At 64.5% G+C, this 15,558-nt stretch carries 12 protein-coding genes; 9 read left to right on the forward strand and 3 right to left on the reverse strand.

Annotated features, from left to right (window positions below; genetic code table 11):
• Positions 1-155 precede the first annotated feature (155 nt).
• The 4 genes from topA to XH98_RS32600 are packed head-to-tail and all read left to right on the forward strand — an operon-like array spanning position 156 to position 6,500.
• Positions 156-2,912: a type I DNA topoisomerase gene (gene topA / locus XH98_RS32585; RefSeq protein WP_271621028.1), complete on the forward strand. Its 2,757-nt coding sequence runs from the start codon at positions 156-158 to the stop codon at positions 2,910-2,912.
• A gap of 7 nt (positions 2,913-2,919) precedes the next feature.
• Entirely contained in the window at positions 2,920-5,286 is a 2,367-nt protein-coding gene (gene rnr, locus XH98_RS32590) for a ribonuclease R (protein ID WP_271621029.1), read from the forward strand.
• Entirely contained in the window at positions 5,280-5,720 is a 441-nt protein-coding gene (locus XH98_RS32595) for a DUF983 domain-containing protein (protein ID WP_271600423.1), read from the forward strand. The genes rnr and XH98_RS32595 overlap by 7 nt, the downstream gene beginning before the upstream one ends.
• 30 nt (positions 5,721-5,750) lie before the next feature.
• Positions 5,751-6,500: an NUDIX hydrolase gene (locus tag XH98_RS32600; RefSeq protein ID WP_271621030.1), complete on the forward strand. Its 750-nt coding sequence runs from the start codon at positions 5,751-5,753 to the stop codon at positions 6,498-6,500.
• Between the two features lie 142 nt (positions 6,501-6,642).
• Here XH98_RS32600 and XH98_RS32605 read toward each other — a convergent pair whose 3' ends face one another.
• Positions 6,643-7,185, reverse strand: a complete 543-nt coding sequence (locus XH98_RS32605) for a hypothetical protein (protein WP_271621031.1) — start codon at positions 7,183-7,185, stop codon at positions 6,643-6,645.
• Positions 7,186-7,488: 303 nt separating this feature from the next.
• Here XH98_RS32605 and XH98_RS32610 point away from each other — a divergent pair, with 303 nt between their 5' ends.
• The 4 genes from XH98_RS32610 (at position 7,489) to XH98_RS32625 (ending at position 11,776) form a co-directional block, all read left to right on the forward strand.
• Complete coding sequence (locus XH98_RS32610) at positions 7,489-8,814, forward strand: LLM class flavin-dependent oxidoreductase (protein WP_271621032.1); 1,326 nt, start codon at positions 7,489-7,491, stop codon at positions 8,812-8,814.
• Positions 8,815-8,939: 125 nt separating this feature from the next.
• Complete coding sequence (gene rpmG / locus XH98_RS32615; RefSeq protein ID WP_057756569.1) at positions 8,940-9,107, forward strand: 50S ribosomal protein L33; 168 nt, start codon at positions 8,940-8,942, stop codon at positions 9,105-9,107.
• 162 nt (positions 9,108-9,269) lie between these two features.
• Positions 9,270-11,126, forward strand: a complete 1,857-nt coding sequence (locus XH98_RS32620) for a tetratricopeptide repeat protein (RefSeq protein ID WP_271621033.1) — start codon at positions 9,270-9,272, stop codon at positions 11,124-11,126.
• Positions 11,127-11,245: 119 nt separating this feature from the next.
• Positions 11,246-11,776 (forward strand): hypothetical protein, encoded by a 531-nt coding sequence (locus tag XH98_RS32625; protein ID WP_271621034.1) that lies wholly within the window; start codon positions 11,246-11,248, stop codon positions 11,774-11,776.
• Here XH98_RS32625 and XH98_RS32630 read toward each other — a convergent pair.
• A complete protein-coding gene (locus XH98_RS32630; RefSeq protein WP_271621035.1) occupies positions 11,773-13,167 on the reverse strand; it encodes an ammonium transporter in 1,395 nt (464 codons plus the stop codon). The two genes, XH98_RS32625 and XH98_RS32630, sit on opposite strands and share 4 nt — an antisense overlap.
• Positions 13,168-13,582: 415 nt before the next feature.
• Positions 13,583-14,815: an MFS transporter gene (locus XH98_RS32635; protein ID WP_271621036.1), complete on the reverse strand. Its 1,233-nt coding sequence runs from the start codon at positions 14,813-14,815 to the stop codon at positions 13,583-13,585.
• A gap of 156 nt (positions 14,816-14,971) precedes the next feature.
• On the opposite strand from XH98_RS32635, the gene XH98_RS32640 reads away from it, so the two are divergent.
• Positions 14,972-15,547 carry a TetR/AcrR family transcriptional regulator gene (locus tag XH98_RS32640; RefSeq protein ID WP_271621037.1) on the forward strand — a complete coding sequence of 192 codons (576 nt, stop codon included), beginning with the start codon at positions 14,972-14,974 and terminating at the stop codon, positions 15,545-15,547.
• The last annotated feature ends 11 nt before the right edge of the window (positions 15,548-15,558 follow it).

Consider the following 15,558-nt stretch of genomic DNA (forward strand, 5'->3'; position numbering starts at 1 on the left):
GCAACTTTCTCGATATGAAACTTTTCCCATTCGGCGGGCTTTCAACACCCTTCGATTTGACAGGACCCGCCCCACCACCCATGTTCGGGACGAAACGGCCGACCCGAATCTAGAGGAAATCGGCCCGAGATTTCCCCGTAAGTTACTGGAACTACATGAATATCGTCATTGTGGAGTCGCCGGCGAAAGCCAAGACGATCAACAAATATTTGGGCTCGTCCTATGAGGTTCTGGCCTCGTTCGGCCATGTTCGCGACCTGCCCGCGAAGAACGGTTCCGTCGATCCCGAGGCCAATTTCAAGATGATCTGGGAGGTCGACCCCAAGGCGGCCGGCCGGCTCAACGATATCGCCAAATCCCTGAAGGGTGCCGACCGCCTGATTCTGGCGACCGACCCTGATCGCGAGGGCGAAGCCATCTCCTGGCACGTGCTGGAGGTGATGAAGGAGAAGCGCGCGCTGAAAGATCAGAAGATCGAGCGCGTGGTGTTCAACGCCATCACCAAGCAGGCGGTCACGGACGCCATGAAGAACCCGCGCCAGATCGACGGCGCGCTGGTCGACGCCTATATGGCGCGCCGCGCGCTCGACTATCTGGTCGGTTTCACCCTCTCCCCCGTGCTGTGGCGCAAGCTGCCGGGCGCCCGCTCGGCCGGCCGCGTGCAGTCGGTGGCGCTGCGCCTCGTCTGCGACCGCGAGCTGGAGATCGAGAAGTTCGTGCCGCGTGAGTACTGGTCGCTGATCGCGACCCTGCTGACACCGCGCGGCGACGCCTTCGAGGCACGCCTGGTTGGCGCCGACGGCAAGAAGATCCAGCGCCTCGACATCGGTACCGGCGCGGAAGCCGAGGACTTCAAGAAGGCGCTGGAAGCGGCCACCTACGCGGTGACCGCGGTCGACGCCAAGCCCGCGCGCCGCAATCCGCAGGCGCCCTTCACCACCTCGACCTTGCAGCAGGAAGCCAGCCGCAAATACGGCTTTGCGCCGGCGCACACCATGCGCATCGCCCAGCGCCTCTATGAAGGCATCGACATCGGCGGCGAGACCACCGGACTCATTACTTATATGCGTACCGACGGCGTGCAGATCGATCCGTCCGCGATCACCCAGGCACGCAAGGTGATCGGCGAGGATTACGGCAACGCCTATGTGCCTGACGCCCCGCGCCAGTACCAGGCCAAGGCCAAGAACGCCCAGGAAGCGCACGAAGCGATCCGCCCCACCGACCTCACGCGCCGTCCCGACAACATGAGCCGCAGGCTCGATGCCGATCAGGCCAGGCTGTATGAGCTGATCTGGAAGCGCACCATCGCGAGCCAGATGGAATCGGCCGAGCTGGAGCGCACCACGGTCGACATCACGGCCAAGGCCGGCGGTCGCACGCTGGAGCTGCGCGCCACCGGGCAGGTCGTCAAGTTCGACGGCTTCCTCGCACTTTATCAGGAAGGCCGCGACGACGAGGAGGACGAAGACTCCCGCCGCCTGCCCGCGATGAGCCAGGGCGAGGCGATCAAGCGGCAGTCGCTCTCCGTCACCCAGCACTTCACCGAGCCGCCGCCGCGTTTCTCCGAAGCCTCGCTGGTCAAGCGGATGGAAGAGCTCGGCATCGGCCGGCCCTCGACCTATGCCTCGATCCTGCAGGTGCTGAAGGACCGTGGCTACGTCAAGCTCGAGAAGAAGCGCCTGCATGGCGAGGACAAGGGCCGCGTCGTGGTCGCGTTCCTCGAAAGCTTCTTCAACCGCTACGTCGAGTATGACTTCACCGCCAACCTGGAAGAGCAGCTCGACCGCATCTCCAACAACGAGATCTCCTGGCAGCAGGTGCTGAGGGATTTCTGGACCGGCTTCATCGGCGCCGTCGAGGAGATCAAGGATCTGCGCGTCGCGCAGGTGCTCGACGTGCTCGACGACATGCTGGGCCAGCACATTTATCCGCCGCGCGCCGATGGGGGCGACATCAGGCAGTGCCCGAGCTGCGGCACCGGCCGGCTCAATCTGAAGGCCGGCAAGTTCGGCGCCTTTGTCGGCTGCTCGAACTATCCGGAATGCCGCTACACCCGTCAGCTCGCCGCCGACGGAGAGACCACCGCCGACCGCTCGCTCGGCCAGGATTCGGAGACCGGCCGCGATGTCTGGGTCAAGGCCGGCCGCTTCGGCCCCTACATCCAGCTCGGTGAGCAGAAGGATTATGAGGAAGGCGAGAAGCCGAAGCGTGCGGGCATCCCGAAGGGCACCTCGCCCAGCGATGTCGACCTGGAGCTTGCGCTCAAGCTGTTGTCGCTGCCGCGCGAGATCGGCAAGCATCCCGAGACCGGCCAGCCGATCACGGCGGGCCTCGGCCGCTTCGGGCCGTTCGTGAAGCACGAGAAGACCTATGCCAGCCTCGAGGCCGGCGACGAAGTCTTCGACATCGGCCTCAACCGCGCCGTGACGCTGATTGCCGAGAAGGTCGCCAAGGGCCCGAGCCGCCGTTTTGGTGCCGATCCCGGCAAGGCGCTCGGCGATCATCCCACCCTCGGCACCGTCACCGTGAAGAGCGGCCGTTATGGCGCCTATGTCACCGCGGGCGGCGTCAACGCGACCATCCCGGCCGAGTTCGAAAAGGACACGGTAACGCTGGCGCAGGCGATCGCATTGATCGACGAGCGAGCGGCCAAAGGGGGCGGAAAGGGCGGCGGCAAGGCGAAGGCCAAGAAGGCCGCGAAGCCGGCCAAGGCCAAAAAGACGACAGAGCAGGCTGCGGACGGTGACGACACCGCGCCGAAGCCAAAGAAACCGGCCGCGAAGAAAGCCGCGGCCAAATCCGAATCCACAAGCAAGGCGCGCGCTGCCGTGTCGACGACTGCCAAGACGTCGCCGACCAAGAGCGCCGCCACCAAGGCTCCGGCCAAGAAGAGTGCCGGCAAGAATTAGAGGTTAAGTGAAACCAAAGAAAGACCGTGGCTTTCCCGACAGGCAAGCCATCGTCGCCTTCATCAAGGCACATCCAGGAAAGGTCGGAACGCGCGACATCGCGCGCGAGTTCGGCCTGAAGAACGCCGACCGCATCGAGCTCAAGCGCATTTTGCGCGAGCTCGCCGACGACGGCACCATCAAGAAGAAACGCCATACGGTCTCCGAGCCGGACGTCCTTCCGCCGACGCTGCTCGCCGATATCACCGGCCGCGACCGCGACGGCGAGCTGATCGCCTCCCCCGCCGAATGGGACGAGGTCGAGAGCGGCGAGCCGCCAAAGATCCTGATCGAGATGCCGCGCCGGCCCAAACCCGGCACCGCCGCCGGAATCGGCGACCGCGCATTGCTGCGGGTCGAGCGCACGGACGAGGGCGAAGGCCCGGCCTATCGCGGCCGTATCATCAAGCTCATCGACAAGGTCAAGAGCCGCATCCTCGGCGTGTTCCGCGCGCTGCCTGAAGGCGGCGGACGGCTCATCCCCGTCGACAAGAAGATGGCCGACCGCGAGCTGAATATCGCCGCCGCCGACACGAAGGGCGCGCAGGACGGCGACCTCATCAGTGTCGACATCGTCCGCACCCGCAGCTTTGGCCTAGCCTCAGGCCGCGTCAAAGAGAAGCTCGGCTCGGTCAAGTCGGAGAAGGCGATCAGCCTGATTGCGATCTACGCCCACGACATCCCCTTGCAGTTCTCCACCGCCGCCGAGCGCGAGGCGGAAGCGGCGGAGCCTGCGAATCTCAGGGGACGCGAAGACTGGCGCGACGTCCCCCTCGTCACCATCGATCCGCCTGATGCCAAGGATCACGACGACGCGGTGCATGCGCAAGCAGACCCTGATCCGAACAACAAGGGCGGCTTCATCGTCGACGTCGCCATCGCCGACGTGAGCTTCTACGTCCGGCCGGGCACCGCGCTCGACCGCGACGCGCTCGACCGCGGCAACTCGGTCTATTTCCCCGACCGTGTCGTGCCGATGCTGCCCGAGCGCATCTCCAACAATCTCTGCTCGCTGGTGCCGGGCGAGCCGCGCGGCGCGCTCGCGGTGCGCATGATCATCGCCCCTGATGGCCGCAAGAAGTCGCACAGCTTTCATCGCATCCTGATGCGCTCGGCTGCGAAGCTGAGCTACGCGCAGGCGCAGGCTGCGATCGACGGCCGGCCGGACGACACCACCGGTCCCCTGCTCGACACGATCCTGAGGCCGCTCTATGCGGCTTACGCCTGCGTCAAGCGCGCGCGCGATGAGCGCGATCCGCTCAATCTCGATCTGCCCGAACGCAAGATCCTCTTGAAGAGCGACGGCACCGTCGACCGCGTCGTCGTGCCGGAGCGTCTCGACGCGCACAAGCTGATCGAGGAGTTCATGATCCTCGCCAATGTCGCGGCCGCCGAGATGCTGGAGAAGAAGTCGCTCCCGCTGATCTACCGCGTCCATGACGAGCCGACGCTGGAGAAGGTCCATGCGCTCGCAGAATTCCTGGAGACGCTCGACGTCCCCTTCACCAAATCAGGCGCGCTGCGCCCGACCCTGTTCAACCGCGTGCTGGCCCAGCTCGAAGGCCATGACTACTACCCGCTGGTGAGCGAGGTGGTGCTGCGCGCCCAGGCCCAGGCGGAATATTCGTCGGAAAACTATGGACACTTCGGCCTGAATTTGCGTCGGTACGCGCATTTCACCTCGCCAATCCGTCGCTATGCCGACCTCGTCGTGCACCGCGCGCTGGTCCGCGCGCTCGGGCTCGGCGAAGGCGCCCTGCCCGACAGCGAGACGCCGGAAACTTTAAGCGAAGTCGCGGCCCACATTTCGCTGACCGAGCGGCGCGCGATGAAGGCGGAACGCGAGACCGTCGACCGCCTGATCGCGCATCACCTCGCCGACCGCATCGGCGCGACCTTTCAGGGCCGCGTCTCCGGCGTCACCCGTGCCGGCCTGTTCGTGAAGCTGAGCGACACCGGCGCCGACGGATTGATCCCGATCCGATCCCTCGGCACGGAATATTTCAACTATGACGAGAGCCGCCACGCGCTGATCGGCACGCGCAGCGGCACCATGTACCAGCTCGGTGACGTCGTCGACATCAGGTTGATTGAAGCTGCCCCCGTTGCCGGCGCGCTGCGTTTCGAGCTGCTGTCGTCCTCCAGCGAGACGAGCCCGCGCGATCGCAGGCGCCCCAATCCGCAACGCCGCCCCTCCTTCAAGGCCCATCCCGGCCGCAGCCCGGATAAAAAACGCAAGCCATCAAAGCAGAAATCCGGCAAGGCGAAGGGCAAGGGAATGAACAAGGGAAAGAACAAGGGCAAGAGCAAAGGCAACAAGGGCAAGACTTGGTGACCATGAGCACGGCGCCAAAAATCTGGACGCGCGAGACTGGCCTCATCGAGAAGCGCGACCTCTGGGCGGCGATGAAGCGCGGCTTTCGCGGCCGCTGCCCGCGCTGCGGCCAGGGAAAGCTGTTCCGCGCCTTCCTGAAGACGGCGGACAATTGTGCAGCTTGCGGCCTCGACTTCACGCCGCACCGCGCCGACGATCTGCCCGCCTATCTCGTCATCGTCATCGTCGGCCACATCGTGGTGCCCACCATCCTCTGGATCGAAACCAATTACACGACGCCGGTCTGGCTCAGCTTCGTGGCCTATTTGCCCTTCACCTTCTTCGCCTCGCTCGCCCTGCTGCAGCCGGTGAAGGGAGCTGTGGTCGGCTTGCAATGGGCTCTGCGCATGCACGGGTTTGACGAGAACCCGCCGGGTGGTATTCCGCCTGTGTAAGCAATAAGCAAGAACCGTCTGGGTGAGGATATGAGCGATACGGCGCAGACAGCCGAGAAGGCCAAAGTCCACGAGGAAAAGGAAGCCGATCACCATCCCTATTTCCGCCCTCGGGATGCGGCAACGCTGATCCTGGTCGATCGCAGCGGCAGAATTCCAAAGGTGCTGGTCGGCAAGCGCCACGACAAGGTCGTGTTCATGCCCGGAAAATTCGTCTTCCCCGGCGGCCGCGTCGACAAGGATGATCATCGCGTGCCGTGTGCGGCCCCCATCACGCCAGAGTTAGAGGCCAATCTCGCCAAGGGCAGCCCGAAGACGCCGGCCTCGCGCGCCAAATCGCTGGCGATCGCCGCGATCCGCGAGGCCTGCGAGGAAACCGGCCTCTGCCTCGGACGCAAGGCTGAAGGCAAGGCGAGGCTCGAAGGCCCCTGGAAGCCGTTCGCCGATGCGGGCCTCCTGCCCGATCCCTCCAGCCTGTTCCTGATCGCCCGCGCAATCACCCCGCCCGGCCGCGTCAAGCGGTTCGACACGCGCTTCTTCACCGCCGATGCGTCGGCGATCACCCATCACGTCGAGGGCGTGATCCATGCGGATGCGGAGCTGGTCGAACTGGTCTGGGTCGAGCTCGGCTCAAGGCCGCTCGCCGATCTGCATCCCATGACGCGGAATGTGCTCAACGAGCTCCACACCCGTCTTGCCACCGGCCCCTTGCGCCACGACGCGCCGGTGCCGTTCTTCCATTTCTACGGCGGCAAGATGCAGAAGGATATTTTGAGCTGACCTGTCATTCCGGGGCGCGCGCAGCGTGAGCCCGGAATCCATCCCGTGTCAGTCTCTGCGGCCCGATGGATTCTCAGATGCGCAATTGCGCATCGTAGCTCGCCGCTTGGCGGCGCCCCGGAATGACAACTGCGTGCTTTTTCTAATCCGCGTCGGGCTCCGTGCCGACATAATCGCGCGCCGGCAGCTTTAAGACGCGGCCGAGTTCGCTGGCGAGCTTGTTTGCATCCTCGCGCTTGGTGAAGCTCTGCAGTGTGATCGGCTCGGTGCCCTTGTTGCCGCAGAGATTGACGTCGTAGGTCGTCAGCTCGGGATCGTAGTCGTCGGTGATGCTGATGAAGTGATAATCGGCGAGATCGCGCGATTTGCGAAAGTTCAGCGGGCCGAATTGCCTGGTGACGACGATCTGGCGCAGAGCCGCGTTGAGCACGACGAAGCTGCGGAAGGTCAGCAGGATCAGGCCGGGAATGCCGACGAGCAGCCCGAGGCCCGAAAACACCAGCACCGGCACAAGGTCGTCGGCAAGCCGGCCGAAGCCGGAGAAATCCTGGCGCAGGCCGAGCGCGACATTCCACAGCAGATAGAAGCCCGCCGCCAGCAGCGGCAGCGACAGCAGCCGGCCGAACCACGGCATCGGTCGGTCGATCCGGACGATGCCGCCGTCTACGGTCATTGCGCTGGCCATGAAAGGTCTCCTCGGGAGCGAAGGTCATGGCTTGGTCGGCGCGGGTGCCGGATTGGTTCGACGGCTTGCTCTCTCCCCGTCATTCCGGGGCACGCCCCTTGGCGCGAGCCCGGAATCCATGGCTCGACGGTCACCGCGGCCCAACGGATTCCGGGCTCGCCGCTAACGCGGCGCCCCGGAATAACGGAAACGTGCTGAACGTGTCGCAAAAAACAAAAAATTCTTCTTAGCCATCCCAATGGCGGAGTTCCGCCGCGTGCCTATGTCTTTCCCCAACAACACCAGAACGGGATTTTGGGCGCGATGGCACAACGGCAACTCAAGCTTGGCGCGTTCATGCGCCCGATCAGCATCCACACCGGCGCCTGGCGCTATCCCGGGGCCTGGCCCGACGCCAATTTCAACTTCTCGCACATCAAGACGCTGATCAGAAAACTCGAGGCCGGCAAGTTCGACGCCTTCTTCATGGCCGATCACCTCGCCGTGTTGAACATGCCGGTCAACGCGCTCAAGCGCAGCCACACCGTGACCTCGTTCGAGCCGTTCACGCTGCTCTCCGCCCTTTCCGCCGTCACCGAGCGAATCGGGCTGATCGCGACGGGCTCAACCACCTTCGACGAGCCCTATCACGTCGCCCGCCGCTTCGCCTCGCTCGATCATCTCAGCGGCGGCCGCGCCGGCTGGAACATTGTCACCACCTCGAACCCGGATGCGGCGCTCAATTTCGGCCTCGACGACCACATGGAGCACGCCGAGCGCTACAAGCGCGCCCGCGAATTCTACGACGTCGTCACCGGCCTGTGGGATTCCTTCGCCGACGACGCCTTCGTGCGCGACGTCGAGAGCGGGCTGTTCTTCGATCCGTCGAAGATGCACGTGCTCGACCACGTCGGCAAATATCTGAAGGTGCGCGGCCCGCTCAACATCGCCCGCCCGGTGCAGGGCTGGCCCGTGATCGTGCAGGCCGGCGCGTCGGAAGACGGCAAGCAGCTCGCGGCCGAGACTGCGGAAGCCGTCTTCACCGGCGGCGGCAGCCTCGCCGACGGGCAAAAGCTCTATGCCGACATCAAGGGCCGCATGGAGAAGATCGGCCGCGACCCTGAACATCTCAAGATCCTGCCGGGCGCCTTCGTCGTCGTCGGCGACAGCGTCGACGAGGCCAAGGAGAAGCGCGCCCTGCTCGACAGCCGCGTGCATTACGACAGCGCCATCGCCTCGCTCTCGGTGATCCTCGGCACCGACGCCTCCGGCTTCGATCCCGATGGACAGCTCCCCGAGATCCCCGAGACCAACGCCAGCAAGAGCGGCCGCCAGCGCATGGTTGACCTCGCCAAGCGCGACAAGCTCACGGTGCGCCAGCTCGCCCAGCGTGTCGGCGGCTATGGCGGGCTGTCCTTCGTCGGCACGGCCAAGACCATCGCCGACCAGATGGAGGAATGGCTGGTCGGGCGTGGCTCCGACGGCTTCAACATCATGTTCCCGTTCCTGCCCGCCGGTCTGGACGATTTCGTCGACAAGGTGGTCCCGGAGCTGCAGAAGCGCGGGATTTTCCGCAAAGAGTATGAAGGGGCCACTTTGAGGGAGAATCTGGGCCTGCCCCGGCCGAAAAACCGCTTCTTCGAGGCTTAATCGGCCCGATTTGAGTGGTTTTCCGGCCCTAAATCCTTGACTTCCCCCGGTTTCTGGCTAGGTTGCCGGCCAACGCGGGCCGTTTGGCCGGCTCCAGATTCCCCTGATTTTCTGAGGTTCAGAACATGGCCAAAGCGGTCACCATCAAGGTCAAGCTCGTGTCCTCGGCCGACACCGGCTTCTACTACGTCGCCAAGAAGAATTCGCGCACCATGACCGACAAGCTGGTCAAGAAGAAGTACGATCCGGTTGCGCGCAAGCACGTCGAGTTCAAGGAAGCCAAGATCAAGTAAGATCGGCGAAAGCGTCGATACGTTTTGCGGGGCCCTTTCGGGGCCCCGTTTTCTTTTGCGTGTCCGATCTCTCCACACGTCATTGCGAGCGCAGCACACCGCCAGCCTCGCGAAATCCTGGCGTGGTTAGAGTGGATCCGACTACCACCGCTCCAACCATTCATGAATCGCAGACAGCGCCGGGCCGCGGCGGCCAAACAAACCGGAAGAACCTCGCCGGCCGCACTCTGCCAGGCCGGCTTTGCGCATTTTCAGTCGGGGCGAATTGCCGAGGCCGAGCTGTGCTGCCAGCAGGCGCTGACACTGGATGAGCAGCACCCGGATGCGCTCCATCTCCTGGGTGCGCTTTGTTTTCACGCGCAGCAGCCTGACGCCGCCGAGGAATGGATCGGCCGAGCCGTCCGGCAAGCGCCGAAGGCCGAGTATCTCCTCAGCCTCGCCACATTGCTGGAGCGACAGGGCCGGCTCGAGGACGCACGGCACCACTACGGCCATGCCTTGAGCCTGACGCCGGACGATGCCGGCCTGTGGAATCACCTCGGCAACCTGCTCTGGCAGCTCGGGCACAAGGACGAAGCGGCGCAGCACCTGTTGCAGGCCTTGAAGCTCAATCCGCACTATTGGGAAGCCGCGCACAATTGCGGCATGCTGCTGCTTGAACTCGAACGGCATGCGGAAGCCGTAAGATGCTTTGACATCGCCGAGAGGCTGAACCGAAGCTCCGCGGCCCTGCATCAGATGCGCGCCGTTTGTCTCTCGGTGCTGGGCCGCTTCGACGAAGCAGAGGCCGACTACGAAAAATCCATCGCGCTCGATCCGAACCTTGCGGAGACGCACAACAATCTCGGCCTCCTGCACTGGCGCTTTGGCCGGCTGGAGCAGGCTTTTGCCTGCTTCGATCGCGCGCTCGCGCTCCGCCCCGATTTCCGCGCCGTGCTCAACAACAAGGCCGTGGTCCTGCTGCATCTGCAAATGCTGGACGAGGCCTTTGCGACCCTGCGCAAATCGCTCGCCGCCGCACCTGATGATGCGCAGACGCTGTTCTATCTGGCGACGCTTCAGCTCCTCACTGGCGATTTCGAGCACGGCTGGGTTGCGCGTGAGGCGCGTTGGCGGTTGCCTTCAGTCGGCCTGGTCGATCGCGGATTTTCGCAAGCCCTTTGGCGTGGCGACCAGCCGCTCGCAGGCAAGACCATCCTGCTGCACTCCGACGAGGGGCTGGGCGATGCGATCCAGTTCGCCCGCTATGTGCCCATGGTGGCGGCATCAGGCGCGCGCGTCATTCTCGAGGTCGAGCCTCCGATCCAACAGCTTCTGGGCGGCATCGAAGGGGTCGCAGAATGCATCGGCCGCTCCTCGACGCCGGAATTCGACTTGCACTGCCCCCTGGGAACGCTGCCACTGGCATGCGGCACGCGGCTCGATACGATCCCGCTCGCGCACGGCTACGTTCCTGCGCCGCCGGCAACGCGAATGACAGCGTGGGAAGACCGGCTTGAACAGCGGCTTGGCGCTCACGATCGCTTCCGCGTCGGCCTGGTCTGGGCCGGCAATCCTGACCACAAGAACGATCACAACCGATCGATGGCGCTGCGCACGCTCGCGCCGCTGCTGGATTGCGACGCCCAGTTCGTCTCCCTGCAAAAAGGCGTTCGCGATCAGGACCGCGCCTTCCTCGCCGAACGCCATGACATCGTCGACCTTACGGAGCATCTCACCGACTTCAGCGAAACAGCGGCGCTGATCTCCTGTCTCGATCTGGTGATCACAGTCGACACCAGCGTCGCCCATCTCGCCGGCGCGCTAGCCGCGCCCGTCTGGACGCTGCTGCCCTTCAATCCGGATTGGCGCTGGCTGATCGAGCGCGACGACAGCCCGTGGTATCGATCGATGCGGCTGTTCAGGCAAACAACGCGCGGCGACTGGGCCAGCGTGGTGGACGACGTATGCCGCGAACTCGAAAAGCAGATCGCCGCGTGGCGCGCAAGGGAGGATCAGGCGTCCCTCCTGCCTGCCTGATGAGCGCGCAGGCGGCCAAGTCGGCGAGATCAAAGTAAGATCGGCCAATGCTGCCGAGTTTTACGGGGCGCTCGCGACCCCGTTTTTATTTGCGACCAATGGTCGTAGCCTCCAAATCCATGATCGCAGCCTTGGACGAGGGACATGTCGGTGGCTATTCGGTCGCTTACGGCCGCGACGATACCTATTTTCCGGTCTACGTCACGGCGGCGCTCGCCGCGATCTTCTGCACGGCTGCGCTTCTCACCGGCGCGATCTACTGGCTTGCGCTCGCGGCACTCGCGGCCGGGTTCACCTACTACAACATTCCGCTGCTCGAGACCGGCCGGCCCACGATCGGCGCGAACCAATACGGCATCTTCATCCAGGCCTTCGGCCTGATCCGGTGGCGCGCCATCGAGCGCATCGATCTCGTCGAGATCGCCGAGCGCGCCATGACGGTGCATGAACTCCAGATCGTGCTGAACGCACCGCTCACCAGCGCGCTCGTGGCCGACTGGCGCAAGCAACCGTCCTGGCGCTGGCTGATGCGCCTGCCCTGGCGGATGAGCCACACCAACATGGTACGGATCAATGTCGAGCCGTTCGATCAGCCGCCGGACATGATCCATCGCACCTTCCTGCGGATGTGGCGCTACTACCGCAGCTAGTGCACGACCTCGCCATGCAGTGCGAGGTCGAGACCGTCGCGCTCCATATCCTCCGACACCCGCAAACCGACGAACAGCTTGATCACGGAGAGGATGATCAGGCTGACGACGGCGTCGTAAACAAAGACGGTAGCGACGCCGATGCACTGGTTGACGAACTGGCCGGGATTTCCTTCCAGCACGCCCGCAGTGCCGCCATATTGCTCGACGGCAAAGACCCCGGTGAGCAGCGCGCCGACGATGCCGCCGAGGGCATGGACGCCGAAGCAATCGAGCGCGTCGTCATAGCTGAACATGGCCTTGAGCCCGGTGCATCCCCAGTAGCAGAGAACGCCGGCCGCGATGCCGATCACGAAGGCCCCTACCGGGCCCACGAAACCGGACGCCGGCGTGATGGCGACGAGGCCCGCGACCGCGCCCGAGCAGATGCCGACAACCGTCGGCTTGCCCTTGAGCGACCACTCCACCAGCATCCAGGTGAAGCCGGCGACCGCCGTTGCGATCTGCGTCACCAGCATCGCCATGCCGGCCTGCATGCCTGCCGTCACCGCGGAGCCCGCGTTGAAGCCGAACCAGCCGACCCACAGCAGCGAGGCGCCGATGAAGGTCAGCACCATGTTGTGCGCCGGTCCCGTTTCCTTGCGCTTGCCGAGCATGATGGCGCACATCAGGCCCGCGACGCCGGCGTTGATATGCACGACGGTTCCGCCGGCGAAATCGAGCACCTTGACCCAGGCGGCGTCGTTGCCGGACGAGAAGATGCCGTCGGGGCCCCACACCCAATGCGCGATCGGCGCGTAGACGAAGATCGCCCACAGGCCGATGAACCAGAGCATCGCGGAGAATTTCATCCGCTCGGCGAACGCCCCTGCAATCAGTGCCGGCGTGATGATCGCGAACGTCATCTGGAAGCAGATGTAGACGCTTTCGGGAATCGTCGCCGCGAGCGGATTGGGATTGCCGATCCCGCCCTTGCCGATGTCGCTGAGGATGTCCCTCAGGAACATGCGGTCCAGCCCGCCGATGAACGGCGTGCCGGCGCGGAAGGCCAGGCTGTAGGTCAGGATCGCGAACAGGATGGTGACGAGGCAGGTCACCGCGAAGCTGGTCATCACGGTGTCGCCCACGTTCTTCTTGCGCACCATGCCGCCATAGAACAGCCCAAGCCCCGGAATCGTCATCATCAGCACCAGCGCAACGGAGGTGAGCATCCAGGCGGTGTCGCCGGAATTGGGCGTGCACTTTTCGAGGATCTTGCCGCCGCAGGCGGGCGGGGCCGCATCCTCGGCGAGCGCAACCTCGCCGAGGGCGAGGTAGAGAAGCGCAATTCCCAACAGCGCGACCACCAGTGTCACGAGCCTTTGGCGCGTGGATGTTCTCGACTCCATCATCGTCCTCCCAAGTCTCAAGAGATCAATCGCGAGAGATTGGCTTCCGGGCATTGTCTGCATGGAACCGCAGGGATGATCATTCGCGCCGGAGCGACAGCGCCAGCGTGATCGGCTCGGATTTTCGGGGCAAAATGATCGAGGCTCGACGCGATGAGGTCGTCGAGCGTCGATGTCTGGAGACTGGCATCGACCAGCCTCATGGCTTATCGGCCTTTCCCTTGTCGCCAGATCGGAAAGCGTTAGACGCGGTTCCAATTCCAGGCGAAAGGAGAGATGCAAGATTCGCACCATCGAAACGATTCAATCAAGCTGCTGAATGCGCTTCGATTCCAGTTTGCTGCTGTGCGGAAGCCGCGCCACGCGCTGCTTCACAGAGGTGCGCATCGCCCAACGGATGAGCAGCGGCTGATGATGCCTACGCGGTTCGCAGCAAGGGCGGCGCGGTCGGTTTGATCAGCGCGAATGCGATCTGGACGATGCCGCCGGCAAGGCCGAGCGCGACGCCGATGCGCCAGGCCATGGAGTATGAGCCGAGCGTGTCATAGATCAGCCCTCCTCCGTAGGCGCCGAGGAAGCTGCCGATCTGGTGGCTCATGAAGGCCAGGCCCTGAATCATCGCCTGCCAGCGCAGGCCGAACATCTCGGCGACGGCGCCGGCAACCAGCGGGCCGACGCCCATCCACAGGAAGCCCATGATGGCGCCGAACAGCAGCGTCGAGAACGGCGTCGCCGGCAGCATGAAGTACCAGGCCAGCGCGAGCGAACGCAGGAGGTAGATCGCGCCCAGCAGCGCCAGCTTGTTCCAGCGCTGGCCGGCCCAGCCGAAGAACAGCGAACCCAGCACGTTGAAGCCGCCGATCATGCCGAGCGTCTGCGCGCTCAGCATCGGATCGAGCCCGCAGATGGCGAGATAGGACGGCAGATGCGTAGTGAGGAACACGAGCTGCATGCCGCAGACGAGATAGGCGCACGTCATCACCACGAAGGAGGCGTTGCCGAACGCGGCCCTCGTCACGGAGGCGGCCGTGGCATCGCCGATATCGTCGGCAGCAGGCTTTGGCAGCGGAATGGCATCGACCCGGCCGGCGTACCACGCGGCCGGGATCATCAGCACCGACATGACGACAAAGCCGGCAAGGCCGATGCGCCAGCCAAAACCCTCGTTGAGCATCTGCCCGATCGGCGCCGACAGCAGCGCACCGAGCGAGCCGGCGCCCGAGACGATGCCGAGCACGGTCGAGCGCACCGTCGCAGGCACCGCGCGCGCCGCCACCGACATCGCGATCGCAGCCGCGGTGCAGGCCAGCGAAGTGCCGATCAGCACGCCGGCGCCGATCATGATGCTGACGAGCCCGTTCGCCGTCGCCATCAAAGCGAGGCCGGCGATGTACATCAGCGCGCCCGCGATCATGATCGGGCGGAAGCCGTAGCGCACCGTCATCGCCCCGGCGAGCGGCTGGAGGAAGCCCCAGGCGAGGTTCTGCACGGCGAGCGCCAGCGTGAAGTCCGACACCGAGAGATGGATGTCGTGCGTCAGCGGCGGCATGAAGATGCCGAGCGACTGCCGCAGCCCCATGCTCAGCGTCAGCATGATCGAGGCGCCGATCAGGATCGGCAATGTCGGACGCAGGACCTGCAACAGGGGCATTTTTGTTCTCCCTCATGGGCGCTGGCCGCGCGCCGGCATCTGCATGATCGGTCGATTTTGGTTACACAGACCTGTGTAATTAGTCTATAGGTAACGGGCGCTGTCAAGGTGCTTGTTACACAGGTCTGTGTTATGCCGTCCGCCGAAAAATCCGACATGAAGGAACGGATCCTTCAGACCGCCGACAGGCTGTTCTATCTGCAAGGCATTCGCGCCATCGGCGTCGATACCATCGCGGCCGAGATCGGCATCAGCAAGCGCACGCTCTACAACCACTTCCCGTCCAAGGACGCGCTGATCGCGGCCTATCTGGAGCGCCGCTTCGTCAGCGCCCGCCCCTCCGACAAGCCGCCGGCCGAGCAGATCCTCGCCACCTTCGATTCCCTGGAACGGCGCTTTGCGTCCAAGGATTTTCGCGGCTGCCCGTTCGTGAATGCGGTCGCCGAGCTCGGGCCCACGGACCGCGCGGTGAAGAAGATCGCCATCGCCTTCAAGGAAAGCCGCCGCGTCTGGTTTCGCGAGCGACTGACCGAGCTCGGCGTCGCCGATGCGGACGCGCTCGCAACGCAGCTCGTGCTGCTGGTCGACGGCTCGATCGCCCAGGATTTAGTGCGTGACGATCCCGCGATGGCGCGCGCGGCGAAGGAAGCGGCCAAGGTGTTGCTGCGGAATGCCGGCGTGGATGTGGGTGGCGATGCGAAGCCGGTGAAGGGCAAGCGGTCATCCCAATAACCGGTGTCGCC

The organism is Bradyrhizobium sp. CCBAU 51745 (genome assembly GCF_028128715.1).
GTDB classification, from domain to species: domain Bacteria; phylum Pseudomonadota; class Alphaproteobacteria; order Rhizobiales; family Xanthobacteraceae; genus Bradyrhizobium; species Bradyrhizobium manausense.